General features: G+C 71.1%; 15 protein-coding genes. 6 read left to right on the top strand and 9 right to left on the bottom strand.

Annotated features, from left to right (window positions below):
- Positions 1 to 64: 64 nt before the first annotated feature.
- On the bottom strand, positions 65 to 295 hold the full coding sequence (locus tag C3486_RS05140; RefSeq protein WP_103831358.1) for a hypothetical protein: 231 nt from the start codon (positions 293 to 295) through the stop codon (positions 65 to 67).
- Positions 296 to 726: 431 nt separating this feature from the next.
- On the opposite strand from C3486_RS05140, the gene C3486_RS05145 reads away from it, so the two are divergent.
- Complete coding sequence (locus C3486_RS05145) at positions 727 to 2,265, top strand: serine hydrolase (protein ID WP_103831359.1); 1,539 nt, start codon at positions 727 to 729, stop codon at positions 2,263 to 2,265.
- Positions 2,266 to 2,293: 28 nt separating this feature from the next.
- On the opposite strand, the gene C3486_RS05150 is transcribed toward C3486_RS05145, so the two are convergent.
- From C3486_RS05150 to C3486_RS37905, 4 genes are all read right to left on the bottom strand, one after another.
- Complete coding sequence (locus C3486_RS05150; RefSeq protein WP_181138450.1) at positions 2,294 to 2,746, bottom strand: NUDIX domain-containing protein; 453 nt, start codon at positions 2,744 to 2,746, stop codon at positions 2,294 to 2,296.
- A 113-nt stretch (positions 2,747 to 2,859) separates the two neighbouring features.
- Entirely contained in the window at positions 2,860 to 3,555 is a 696-nt protein-coding gene (locus C3486_RS05155) for a GntR family transcriptional regulator (protein ID WP_258052607.1), read from the bottom strand.
- A 41-nt stretch (positions 3,556 to 3,596) separates the two neighbouring features.
- On the bottom strand, positions 3,597 to 4,100 hold the full coding sequence (locus tag C3486_RS37900) for a flavin reductase family protein (RefSeq protein WP_103831361.1): 504 nt from the start codon (positions 4,098 to 4,100) through the stop codon (positions 3,597 to 3,599).
- A 27-nt stretch (positions 4,101 to 4,127) separates the two neighbouring features.
- Entirely contained in the window at positions 4,128 to 4,553 is a 426-nt protein-coding gene (locus C3486_RS37905) for an ester cyclase (RefSeq protein WP_103831362.1), read from the bottom strand.
- A gap of 642 nt (positions 4,554 to 5,195) precedes the next feature.
- Between C3486_RS37905 and C3486_RS05170 the strand changes: the two genes are divergently transcribed.
- The 5 genes from C3486_RS05170 to C3486_RS05190 are packed head-to-tail and all read left to right on the top strand — an operon-like array spanning position 5,196 to position 9,295.
- Positions 5,196 to 5,747: an amino acid synthesis family protein gene (locus C3486_RS05170; protein WP_103831363.1), complete on the top strand. Its 552-nt coding sequence runs from the start codon at positions 5,196 to 5,198 to the stop codon at positions 5,745 to 5,747.
- A gap of 6 nt (positions 5,748 to 5,753) precedes the next feature.
- On the top strand, positions 5,754 to 6,485 hold the full coding sequence (locus tag C3486_RS05175; protein WP_103831364.1) for an alpha/beta fold hydrolase: 732 nt from the start codon (positions 5,754 to 5,756) through the stop codon (positions 6,483 to 6,485).
- The gene (locus C3486_RS05180) at positions 6,478 to 7,965 is read left to right on the top strand and encodes an aldehyde dehydrogenase (RefSeq protein ID WP_103831365.1); all 1,488 of its coding nucleotides are present in this window, start codon (positions 6,478 to 6,480) and stop codon (positions 7,963 to 7,965) included. The genes C3486_RS05175 and C3486_RS05180 overlap by 8 nt, the downstream gene beginning before the upstream one ends.
- Position 7,966: 1 nt before the next feature.
- Positions 7,967 to 8,233, top strand: coding sequence for a tautomerase family protein (locus tag C3486_RS05185; protein WP_103831366.1), 267 nt, complete (start codon positions 7,967 to 7,969; stop codon positions 8,231 to 8,233).
- An 18-nt stretch (positions 8,234 to 8,251) separates the two neighbouring features.
- Positions 8,252 to 9,295 carry an LLM class flavin-dependent oxidoreductase gene (locus C3486_RS05190; protein WP_103831367.1) on the top strand — a complete coding sequence of 348 codons (1,044 nt, stop codon included), beginning with the start codon at positions 8,252 to 8,254 and terminating at the stop codon, positions 9,293 to 9,295.
- Between the two features lie 209 nt (positions 9,296 to 9,504).
- Here C3486_RS05190 and C3486_RS05195 read toward each other — a convergent pair whose 3' ends face one another.
- From C3486_RS05195 to C3486_RS37150, 4 genes are all read right to left on the bottom strand, one after another.
- On the bottom strand, positions 9,505 to 10,194 hold the full coding sequence (locus C3486_RS05195) for a GntR family transcriptional regulator (RefSeq protein WP_103831368.1): 690 nt from the start codon (positions 10,192 to 10,194) through the stop codon (positions 9,505 to 9,507).
- A gap of 221 nt (positions 10,195 to 10,415) precedes the next feature.
- Positions 10,416 to 10,967: an amino acid synthesis family protein gene (locus C3486_RS05200; protein ID WP_103831369.1), complete on the bottom strand. Its 552-nt coding sequence runs from the start codon at positions 10,965 to 10,967 to the stop codon at positions 10,416 to 10,418.
- The gene (locus tag C3486_RS05205) at positions 10,964 to 11,563 is read right to left on the bottom strand and encodes an amino acid synthesis family protein (RefSeq protein WP_103831370.1); all 600 of its coding nucleotides are present in this window, start codon (positions 11,561 to 11,563) and stop codon (positions 10,964 to 10,966) included. Before C3486_RS05205 ends, C3486_RS05200 begins: the two co-directional genes overlap by 4 nt.
- Positions 11,560 to 11,715 (bottom strand): hypothetical protein, encoded by a 156-nt coding sequence (locus C3486_RS37150; protein ID WP_181138451.1) that lies wholly within the window; start codon positions 11,713 to 11,715, stop codon positions 11,560 to 11,562. The genes C3486_RS05205 and C3486_RS37150 overlap by 4 nt, the downstream gene beginning before the upstream one ends.
- Positions 11,716 to 12,134 lie beyond the last annotated feature (419 nt).

A 12,134-nucleotide genomic window follows, 5' to 3' on the forward strand; every position in this document is an offset into this window, starting at 1 on the left:
GCCGGGCGGTTCGGCCGGCAGCACTGTGGGTTCAGCTGAGTTTTCCGCCTGTGGAAAGTCCGCCTCACGCAGCATCGGACTGCTGAGTGTGCTCGGTACCGGAGCGGTCTGTGCGCCGTCCGGTACGTCGGCCGTCCGCCGCGTCGTTGCTGTGCACCAACTCCAGGTGTCGGCCCCGTGCCTGACGGGCCGTCGGTGACTGGCCGAGAAGCCAGTCCTCCAGGCGATCCGTCGTATACAGCAGCACTACCAAGACCGGCAGGAGCGAAATGGCGATAGCGATCACCACGGTCATCTCCCCTCTGTCACCAAAGGATCGGGTTGCCGCCCTGGTGGGGATTACCGGTTGCCGCGCGTGAAGGTTCGGTAACTATTTGCAGGCTTCGGCCACTTTCGTCCGCCGTCGTCCCGCCGCTGTCACTCGCCGAGCGCCTCGGCCATGGCGTCGAGATCGGCGAGCCGGGCCGCCAGGCGGTCCTCCGGGAGAGCGCTGATCACGCGTTCCTCGATGGCGAGCGCACCGCACGGCCGCCCTGCCCGGACGCCGGCCGCTCCCCGTCGCGTGCGGCGGCCGGCACGCGGGCGGCATCGCGTCGACTCGCAGGACGGCCGGTTCGCGCCGCCGCGCCGGGCCCGTGGCGGCGGCATACTGCGGGTGCTCTGCCATCCGGTCCGCTCACGCACCTCCCACGACTGCCCCCGACGGCACGCGACTGGAGGAAGACCATGCCCGGAGCCACCTCTTGCGTCACGCGTCGTACCCTGCTCCGAGCCGCCACGGTGTCCGCGGCGACGGCGGCGGCCGTCCCGGTGCTCGGACCGTCGACGCCGGCCACCCCGGCGCCGCCCCGGCCCCGGCCCGCGGCCGCCCCCGGACGCACCGACCCGCTGTTCCGGGAGCTGGACAAGAAGATCAGGGCGGGCATGGCCGCGTACGGCATCCCCGGAGCGGCGGTGGGCGTGCTGTACCGGGGCACGGAGTACGTCAAGGGGTACGGGGTGACCAACGTCGACTACCCGGTGCCGGTCGACGGCGACACCGTGTTCCGCATCGGCTCCACGACGAAGACGTTCACCGGCACCACCGTGATGCGGCTGGTGGAAGGCGGCCGGCTCGCGCTGGACGCGCCAGTGCGCCGCTACCTGCCGGAATTCCGCACCGCCGAACCGTCCGTGGCATCCCGGGTCACCCTGCGCCAGGTGCTCAACCACACGGCGGGCTGGCTGGGCGACGACTACCAGGACACCGGCGCGGGGGACGACGCGGCAGCGCAGTACGTGGCGGGCATGGTACGCCTCCCTCAACTTTCCCCGCCCGGCGCGGTGTTCGCCTACAACAACGCCGCGGTGGAGCTGGCCGGCCGGGTCGTCGAGAGGGTCACCGGCGGGCCGTACGAGTCGGCGGTGCGCGACCTGCTCATCGACCCGCTGGGGATGACCCACAGCCGGTACTTCGTGAACGAGGTCATCGGGCTGAACGTGGCCGCTTCCCACCGCGTGGCGGACGGCAAGCCGGTGGTCGCCCCGTCGGACTTCGCCCTCCCGCGGAGTCTCGCCGCCGCCGGCGGCCTGATCTCCAGCGCCCGCGACCAGCTGCGCTGGGCCCGCTTCCACCTCGGCGACGGCACCGTACCCGGCAGCCGCACCCGGCTCCTCACCCGCCGGTCCCTCGTGGCGATGCGCGCGCACCCCGGGCCGGGCGGCACGCTGTACGTCGAGATCGACGGCGTGGGCGTCACCTGGATGCTGCGGCCGAGCGCACAGGGCGTCCGCATCGTGCAACACGGCGGGGACACACCCGGCCAGCACTCCGGCTTCCTGCTGGTGCCCGACCGCGGCTTCGCCTTCACCCTGCTCACCAACTCCGAGGGCGGCGCCCGCCTGGTGCTCGACCTCTTCGCCGACGACTGGGCGCTGCGCCGCTTCGCCGGCCTCAGCAACCTTCCGGCCCGCCCGCATGCGCTGTCCCGGCGGGAGCTGGCCCGGTACGAGGGCCGCTACACCCGGCAGGAGGTCGACGAGGCAGGTCAGTTGGTCACCCTCGAACAGGAGGAAGTCTTCGCCGAGAAGGGCGGGCTCGTGGCCACGGTCGAGGCCAAGCCCGTGGGCCGGCTGGCGTTCTACCGTCCCGACCACGCGCTCGCCCTGACTCCGGACGGCGAGGACACCCACACCCGGGTCGACTTCGTGCGCGGCGCGGGCGGACGTGTCGAATGGCTGCGCTCCGGCGGCCGCCTGTCACGCCGCGAGATGGCGGGCAAGTAGCCTCCGGGGCCTGCGCAGGAGGCGCCAACTAGTCCGGCAGTGTGGTCAGTACGTCGCGCAGCCAGGGGACTTGGCCGTCGAAGCGGGGTACGGACTGCGGGCGCACCCAGCGGTATGCGTCGTGCTCCCGGTTCAGCCGCAGTTTCCTGCGTGTGGTCTCGGCGTGGAAGGTGTGCACCTGCCAGTGGCCGCCGTGGGCGTCGGCCGGCTCCAGGACCGGTCCGGCGCGGAAGCCGGTGAGGTCGGCGGCCGTGAGCCCGGTCTCCTCGTACAGCTCCAGCAGCGCCTGGGCGTGTGCGCTGCCGTCGGCGTCGAGGAAGCCGGTGACGCAGTGCCACAGGCCCGCGTCGTGTCCGACGTGGCGGCTGCGCTTGAACAGGCCGACGCGCCCGCGCCAGGAGAGGACCACCGCCACCACGGTGCGGGGGAGCGGGGACGCCTGCGCGCGGAGGGCCGGACTGGGGGCGTACACGTCGCTCATGGTCTTCCTCACGGTCCTGTCGTCCTGTCCTGGGGTGGTTCCGGCCGGGACGCGGCCGGCTGCCGAACACCTCCCGGCCGGCCCCGACCGCGTCCCGGCCACCTGGGGCCGCATCAGGCGGAGAGTGTCTTCTCGTGCCGGCTGGTGGGGAGGCCCGCCAGCAAGGCGCGCCGGCTGGCCCGCACGTGCTCGCGCATGACGTGTTCGACGCTGTCGGCGTCCTTCTCGAGGATCAGCTCCAGGACGAGATGGTGCTCGCGGTCCGATTCCAGGGCGCGCCCCGGCTGGCTCAACGACGTCTTGACCAGCCGGCCGTAGGCCAATTGGTTCATCAGCATCCGGTAGTGGCCCTCCAGCTTGCTGTTGTCGGCGCCGGTGATGAGCACGTCATGGAATTCCTGGACCAGTTCGGCGTGCCGCTTCCGGTCGCCCCGCGCCACCGCCTCGTCGGCCTCGCGCAGGTTCCGTTCGAGCAGGCCGATCTCCGCCACGCGGCCGCGCTTCGCGAGGAGTCGCGCGGCCGCCCCCTCGATGAGCTCCTTCATCTCGAAGAGCTCGGTGATCTCACGGCGGGACGGGGTGGTGACGAAGGTGCCGACGCGCGGCCGGATCTCGACCAGCCCCTCGGCCGCGAGCTGCTTGAGGGCCTCGCGGGCCGGTGTACGGCTGACTCCGAACTCCTCCGCGAGGGCGAGCTCGGAGAGCGGTGCGCCGGGTTCGATGTCACCCTCGATGATGCGGCGCCGCATCTCAGCGGTGACCGTGACCTGCATCGACCCGTTGCGCGAGCCGCTCGTGCTGAGATTCACCGGCTGCCGGCCTTCCTCTCGTCCCTGCCGTCGCCCGCCGGTCATCCCAGCGGTGCGAGGGCGCCGCCGTCGAAGAACTTGCCCGAGGCGTAGACCATCGGGGGGTTCTCGGTGACCGCGGCATGGACGACCCGGCAGATGAAGACGGTGTGCGTGCTGGCCTGCAGCCGCTCGCGGATCTCGACCTCCATCTGCGCGCTGCTGCGGGCGATCAGCGGGCTTCCGTACGGCCCCGGCTCCCACTCCAGGTCGGCGAACTTGTCGTCGGACTTCCTCGCGAAGGTGGTGACGACGTCGAGCTGGTCCGTGGAGAGGATGTTGATCGCCAGGTGGTCGGCCCGGAAGAGGCAGTCGTGCGTGGACGAGGTGTGCTGGACGCACACCATCACCGTGGCGGGATCGAGCGAGATGCTGGAGAACGCATTGACGGCCAGCCCCTTGGGGGTGCCCGCGTCCCTCGTGGTGACGACCGTGACGCCGGTGATGAACTGCCGGTTGACCTGCTTCATCAGGTCCATGTCGGGCTGTGCGGAAAGCGCGGGCATAACACTGCTCCTCGTCATGGTGATCGTTCAGTCCTGTCCCACCCGGATGATCCCCAGCGCCGAGAGCAGCGCCCGGGGGTCCCACGTCACGAACTCCTCGGCGACGGTGTCGCCCTCGAAGCGGGCGAAGGTGGCGCCGCCCACCTCGACCCGCCGCTGGGTGGCCGGAACGCCGAGGAGGGAGTTCTCGTGGGTTCCGTTGCTGTGCCAGCGGATCGCCGCCCGGTCACCGTCGACCACGATGTCGTCGATGGTGGTGACCAGGTCGGGAAAGGCCGAGCGGGTGGCGAGGACGGAGGTCTTGAAGGCGCTCAGGTCCTGCGGGTCCCCCTCCGCGCTGTGCCGCCGGTAGTCCGGGCTGAGCAGCTGGTCGAGCGCGTCGACGTCCCCCTGGCCCCAGGCAGCGGCCCATACCTGCTCGATGAGCGTGCGACGCGCTTCAGTGGTCGACATCGTTCGTTCTCCTTTCGGTCTGCGCCCGGCTCTTTCCAGAAGGGGCACCGTCAGGCCGGTGGAGAGCACGGAGAAAGGCGCGCGTGGTGATACGGGGTGCTGGCAGGTGCAGCCGGCTCCACGGCGGTCCTCGGGCCGCCGGTCTGGCATACAAGAAGTAGTAAGACCGCTGACGAGTTGAGTGTCAAGGGTCCACCGCGAACGGACTGCGTCCCCACCTGCGCAGGCCGGTAAAGAGGCAGGTCAGTTGGTGCACGTGCAGGCGGGGGAGGGGGCATTGCGACGGCGTGGAGAAATCCCGTGCCTCATCCTCTTGACCCATACAAGCGCGATGTCTACGGTCTGTGCCATGCAAGAGCGCATCGCGGATCGTGCCGGCGTACGAGGTGCTTCACCCGTCGTGGTGGCTTCCCCGGACCTTCTGCGGACAGGTGTACGCGCACCGACGCTCCCGAGGCGGAAACGGTGCCCGCACCGCTCCGGCACACCGCACACCGGCGACTCGCGCTGCCTCGCACCACCCACCGCCTCCGGCAGCCGTCACCGGCACCGCCCCGCCGACGATGCCTCGACCGTCCCGCGCACCGGGACCCGTACGGCCGGCCCCGCCGTCACCGTTGCCCTACTGAAGGAAGTCCTGCCATGAACGTCCGTAAGATCGTGACCACCGTCGAGGAGGTCCGCACCGAAGGCGGCCGTGAGGTCACCCCCGCCGCCCGGGTCGCCGTCGTCGCAGCGGTGATCGAGAACCCGTGGGCCGGCCAGGGATTCGTCGAGGACCTCGCGCCGGGCATCGACGCCACCGCCTCCGACCTCGGCGCGCTGCTGGCCCCCGCGGTCCTGGACGCCCTCGGCGCCCCCGCCGAGGCGTACGGCAAGGCGGCCATCGTCGGCCTGGACGGCGAGATCGAGCACGGCTCGGCCCTCATCCACACGCTCAAGTTCGGCGACCACTTCCGCAAGGCCGCCAACGCCACCACCCTGCTGCCCGCCGTCGAGAAGCGCGCGGACGCCGGCACCGTCTTCGACATCCCGCTGAAGCACATCACCGACGCCACCATCCGGTCCCACCACCAGACCGTCGAGGCCCGGATCGGCGACGCCCCGCGCCCCGGCGAAATCGTCGTCGCGCTCGCCGCCGCCGCGCAGGGCCGCCCCCAGCAGCGCCTGGCGGCGCTCTCGACCGAACAGTAGGCGGCCATGAGCAAGCCGACCGTCGTACTGCTGCACGGTGTCGGGCTCGACCACACCATGTGGGAGCCCGCCGCCACGCTCCTGGCCGACCGCTTCACCGTGCTCACCCCCGACCTGCCGGGCCACGGCAGCCGCCCGCCGGCGGCCGACGGCGTGACGCTCGCCGACCTGGCCCGCGGGGTCGCCGGTCAGATCCCGGCGGGCTCGCACCTGGTCGGATTCTCGCTGGGCGCGCTCGTGGCCCAGCACCTGGCGCTGCACCGCCCCGATCTGGTGGCCACACTGACCTCGGTCAGCTCGGTGTGCCGGCGGACGCTGGAGGAGCGGGCGGCCGTCCTCGCCCGGCTGCGGTGCGCGCAGGCCGACTTCACCGCGAGCACGGAGGCGTCCCTGGAGCGCTGGTACGCCGGCACCGACGTCGACCCCGCCCAGGTCGCCCGCACCGCCGCGACACTGCGGGCCAACGACGTCTCGTCCTTCCTCAACTGCTACCGCGTCTTCGCCACAGCGGACGCCGAGATCGCACCGCACCTGGACCGGATCACCCGGCCGGCGCTGGCCGTCACCGGGGAGAACGATCCCGGATCCACTCCCGAGATGACCCACCGGCTCGCCGCGGCGCTGCCCGACTGCCGTGCGGTGGTCATCCCCGCGGCGCGGCACATGCTGCCCGTCGAGCGCCCCGAGGCCTTCGCCGACTGCCTCACCACCTTCATCGGAGAGTGCGCACATGCCTGACCTCACCACGCTGGAGCACTTCATCGGCGGGACCCCGGTCGAGCCCGCGTCCGGCGAGTACTTCGAGAGCACCAACCCGGCCACCCGCGAGACGCTCTACCGGGCGGCCCGCGGCAACGCCGCCGACGTCGAGCGGGCCGTGGCCGCAGCGCGGAACGCGTACGAGGACCCGCGCTGGCGCGACCTCAGCCAGACGCGCCGCGGCCACCTGCTGCGCCGGCTCGGCGACCTGATCGCCGAGAACGCCGAAGAACTCGCCCGCATGGAGACGCAGGACAACGGCAAGCTGCTGCGCGAGATGCGCGGACAGCTGGCCACCCTGCCGGAGTACTACCACTACTACGCGGGGCTGGCGGACAAGATCCACGGGGACTTCATCCCCACCTCCGACCGCCAGGTGCTGAACTACACGGCGCGGGAGCCGCTGGGCGTCGTCGGCGCGATCACACCCTGGAACTCGCCGCTCACGCTCACCAGCAGCAAGCTGGCACCCGCGCTCTGCGCGGGCAACACCGTCGTGATCAAGCCCTCGGAGTACACCTCGGCCACGGTCCTCAAGCTGGCCGAACTGGCGCTGGAGGCGGGGTTCCCGCCCGGCGCGGTGAACGTCGTCACCGGCTTCGGCGCCGAGGCAGGCCAGGCCCTGGTCGACCATCGCGACCTCGCGAAGATCTCCTTCACCGGCAGCACCGCCACCGGATCGCGCATCGCCGCGGCGGCCGCGAGCCGCTTCATCGGCTCGACCCTTGAACTCGGCGGCAAGTCACCCAACATCGTCTTCGAGGACGCCAACATCGCCAACGCCGCGATGGGCGTGATCGCCGGCATCTTCGCCGCCGCCGGGCAGACCTGCATCGCCGGCAGCCGGGTCTTCGCCCACCGCTCCGTCCACGACGAGCTGCTGGAGCGCGTCTGCGAACGCGCCAAGAGCATCCGCATCGGCGACCCGCTGGACGACACGACCGAACTCGGCCCGCTGGCCTTCGCCGAGCAGCGCAACAAGGTCGCCGGCTACGTCGACCTCGGGCGCAGCGAGGGCGCCCGCGTACTGACCGGCGGCAGCCCCACCGACGGCGGCCTCGGCGGCTACTTCTACGAGCCCACCGTCCTGGTGGACGTCGACAACAGCATGCGCGTCGTGCGCGAGGAGATCTTCGGGCCCGTCGTCGCTGTCATGCCGTTCGACACCGAGGAGGAGGTCGTCCGCCTCGCGAACGACACCGAGTACGGGCTCGCGGCCGGCGTCTGGACGCAGAACCTCTCGCGGGCCCACCGGATGGCGGCGCGGCTGGACGCGGGAACGGTCTGGGTGAACACCTACCGGGCCATGTCGCCGATGTCCCCGCGGCAGGGCTTCAAGACCAGCGGCGCCGGCGTCGAGCACGGCACCGAGACCATCAAGGAGTACACCCGGCTCAAGAGCGTCTGGATCAACACGAGCGAGGAGCCCGTGGCCGATCCGTTCACGATGCGGAGCTGACATGCCCCAGGTAGCGATCACCATCGCCGAGGGCCGCACCCCGGAGCAGCTCCGCACCATGATGCACGAGGTGCACGCCGCGGTCCTGCGCACCGTGAACACCCGGCCCGAACACATCCGCGTCGTCGTCCACGAGGTGCCCCGGACGCACTGGGCCACCGGTGACGTCACCCTCGCCGAATTCGATGCAGGCGCGCCGCAGGCCGGCGTGACCACCGAGAACCACAGCGACCAGCACGCCGCGCCCGGCAGCCGGCCGCTCCCGTAGACATCACGAGGACCAACCATGCGATTTTCCCTGTTCGTGCACATGGAGCGCTGGGACGAGACGGAAAGCCACCGGCAGCTCTTCGAGAACCTCTCCGAGCTGACCCTGATGGCCGAGGCCGGCGGGTTCAGCACCGTGTGGATCGGTGAGCACCACGCGATGGAGTACGTGATCTCCCCGAGCCCGATGCCGCTGCTGGCCCACCTGGCCGCGCAGACCTCGACCATCCGCCTGGGCGCCGGAACCATCGTGGCCCCCTTCTGGCACCCGCTCCGGGTCGCCGGCGAATGCGCACTGCTCGACGTCATCAGCAACGGCCGCATGGAGGTCGGACTGGCCCGCGGCGCCCAGCAGTTCGAGTTCGACCGGATGGCGGACGGGCTGCCGGCCGCCGAGGGCGGCAAGCACCTGCGCGAGCTCGTACCCGCCGTCCGCGCGCTCTGGCAGGGCGACTACGCCCATGACGGCGAGATCTGGAAGTTCCCCACGTCGACCAGTGTGCCCAAGCCGGTGCAGCAGCCCACGCCGCCCATGTGGATCGCGGCGCGCGACCCCGCCTCGCACGACTTCGCGGTGGCCCAGGGCTGCAACGTCATGGTCACCCCGCTGATGAAGGGCGACGAGGAAGTCGTCGACCTCAAGCGGAAGTTCGACACCGCGGTGGCCAACCACCCCGAGGTGCCGCGTCCCCAGCTGATGGTGCTGCGCCACACCCACGTCCACTCGCCCGACGACCCGGAGGGCTGGCGCCCGGCCGCTGAGGGCATCAACCGCTACTACCGCACCTTCGACGCGTGGTTCGGCAACAAGACCACCCCGGTGAACGGGTTCCTCGAGCCCAGCCCGGAGTCCAAGTTCGCCGAGCGGCCGGAGTTCTCGCCGGAGTCGCTGCACAGGACGGCGGTGATCGGCACCCCGGCCGAGGTCATCGAGCGGCTGCGCACGTACGAGGAGCTGGGCGTCGACGAGTACAGCTTCTGGATCGACAACAGCCTCTCGCACGAGGAGAAGCGCGCCTCCCTGGAGCTGTTCATCAAGGAAGTCGTGCCCGCTTTCCAGTGAACCGCTGAGCCGCTGAGCCGCTGACGCCCCGTGGCGCGGCGTCGCCCTCGGACCGCCAACCCTTCGCCTGTTCCCCGCCGGCCGTGCGGGGAGCAGGCCGTTGTGGTTCCGGAGCGCTTCGGTTCGCGGCGGAGCGCTCGGGCCTTCAGCGGGACGTTCGGGTCTTCAGCGGGGGCACTCGGATATGCAGCGGGACGCTGCAGCCCTCGTCAGCCGCGCTTCGAGTCGTCCAGGCCGGCCATGACCGCTTGGTGGCTGCGGCGTACGTGCTCGCGCATCACGCGCTCGGCTCCGTCGCCGTCCTTGGCGAGGATGAGGTCCAGGACGCGGTGGTGCTCGTGGTCGGACTCGCTCAGCCGGCCGGGCTGCATCAGCGACGTACGGACCAGCCGGGTGTAGGCCAGCTGGTTCATCAGGGTGCGGTAGTGCGCGTCGAGCTTGCTGTTGTCCGCACCGATGACGATCAGCTCGTGGAATTCGTGTACCAGCTCCGCGTACCGGTCGGCGTCACCGGCGTGCACCGCCTCGTCGGCCTGGCGCATGGTGTCCTCGAGCCGGTCCACTTCCGGTACCCGGCCGCGGAGGGCCAGCAGCCGGGCGGCGGCGCCCTCCAGCAGCTCCTTCATCTGGAACAGCTCGGTGATCTCCCGCCGCGACGGCTCGGCCACGAAGGTGCCGACCCGCGGCCGCACCTCCACCAGACCTTCGATCTGGAGTTGCTTGAGCGCCTCGCGGATGGGAGTCCGGCTGACGCCGAACGTCTCCGAGAGTGCCATCTCGGAGAGGCCGGCACCGGGCTGCAGCTCACCACTGATGATCATCTCGCGCAGCTCTCCGGCTACGCGCGCCTGCATGCTCGTGCGGTGCAGACGCTTGGCCGACCCCGTGGATTCTTGCATGGCACAAGACGCTAGTGCGCCCATGCTTTGCGCGTCAACTGCTCCCTGGCGGCGTCACTGCCATACAAGCAGGGTGTCAGCGGAGTACGGTGTCACGCGAAGACGGGGCAGCGCCCTTCGCACACGAGCGCCCCGGAAGGCCCACCGTGGGTCCCTCCGGGGCGATGCCGTGTTGGCCGCACCGCTTCGCGGCCTCGCGGTGCCGCCTCCTCAGCCGGCCGTCACCGCTCCGTCGACAGCGGCGCCGGCCGGGCCTGCGGGCGCCCGCGGGAGGCCGCCGCGAGTCCGATCACGATCTCGTCCGGCCGGGGACCGTCCGGCACCCGTGCCTCGATCGTCTGGTGGTGCGAGCGAATGGTCGCATCGGTGATGTGCTTGAGCGGGATGTCGAAGACGCTGCCGGCCGCCGCCCGCTTCTCCACCGCGGGCAGCAGTGTGGTGGCGTCCGCCGCCCTGCGGAAGTGATCGCCGAACTTGAGCGTGTGGATGAGCGCGCTGCCGTGCTCGATCTCGCCGTCCAGGCCCACGATCGCGGCCTTGCCGTACGCCTCGACCGGCGCGCCCAGCGCCTCGACCACCCGTGGTGCCAGCAACTCGCCGAGCCCGGGCGCGACTTCGTCGATCCCCGGGAGGAGGTCCGCCACGAAGCCCTGTCCCGCCCACGGGTTCTCCATCACGGCGAGTACCACCGCTGTCCGGGCCGGCGGGTCGACGGGCCTGCCGCCTTCGGAGTGGATGTCCTCGGTGAGCGTGATGATCTTCCGGACGGTCATCGGGCTGCGTCCTCCAGGTCGGCGAGGCGGACGGCGGGGTCGGTGCGGCGGTCTCCGATGCGCGCGTTGGGGCGCGGCCCGGACGAAGCGGCGGCGATCACGACGATCTCGTCGGCGCGGGGAGCGTCGGGAATCCGGATCTGGACGGTCTGGTAGTGCGAGCGGGTCGCGGCGGCCGTCTTGTGCCACAGCGGCACGGTGAGGGGCTGGCCCGCGGGCAGCCGGTCGTCGCTGAAGACGATGATCGAGGTGCCCTCGGTCAGTTCGCGCAGGACGTTGCCGAAGTACGGCGTATGGATCAGCGCGCCGCCGTGCTCGATCTCCCCGTCCAGACCGACCACGGCGGCCTTGCCGAAGGCCTCGATCCGGTCGACGCCGCCCAGGGTCTCGATGAGCTTTCCGGTGAGCAGCCTGCCCAGTCCCGGGGCGACATCCTCGACCTCGGGCTGCAGGTCGGCGACGAAGCCGCGCCCGGACCACGGGTTGCGGATCACCGCGGCGGCCGCGACGCGTTTCACCGGCGTGGCGACCGGGCGCCCGAGCTCCAGCAGGACCTCGTCGACGACGGTCACCACCTTCCGCACGAGGCCGGTCATGAGGCGGACTCCGGCAGCGCGCCGAAGTGGTGCGCCGTACGCGCGGCGGTCCGGGACCCGTGCCGGCCCGCGGTCGTGATGCCGTCCACGGCTCGGGCGTACGCACAGGGCCGCCCGGGGGCTCCCAGGTGGTGAGCGATCGAGAACCTCATCAGCCGTCCTTTCGTCCTGGCTGGCTGTGCCATGCAAGAGAGGCTAGGTTCGCCGAACAAGGCGCGTCAAGCATCACCTGGGCGGATGTGTGCTGACCTGTATGTACACGCCCTGACCTGCAGGGCGTGAAGTTCTCCAGCGCGAGGTGTTGACACTACCTGGCTGCGTATCTACGGTCCTCTGCCATGCAAGAGCTTCGCTGATGGGATCGTGATGAGCCGCACTCTCGAACGCACCGTCACTCCTGCAGACCGCCTCTCCCGCGCTCACCCCGCCTGCGGATGTGAGAGACTTCCCCGCTGGCCCGCCGAGGTCCAGGACCTTGGCGGGACGGGCGAGCGCCCGGCGATCCGCTCGGGCGGCGTGGGCCGGCGCAGCGATGCCGACGCCGAGTCCGCCGAGGGTCCCGTGGACGGCC

Source organism: Streptomyces sp. Ru73, from assembly GCF_002920575.1.
GTDB lineage: Bacteria > Actinomycetota > Actinomycetes > Streptomycetales > Streptomycetaceae > Streptomyces.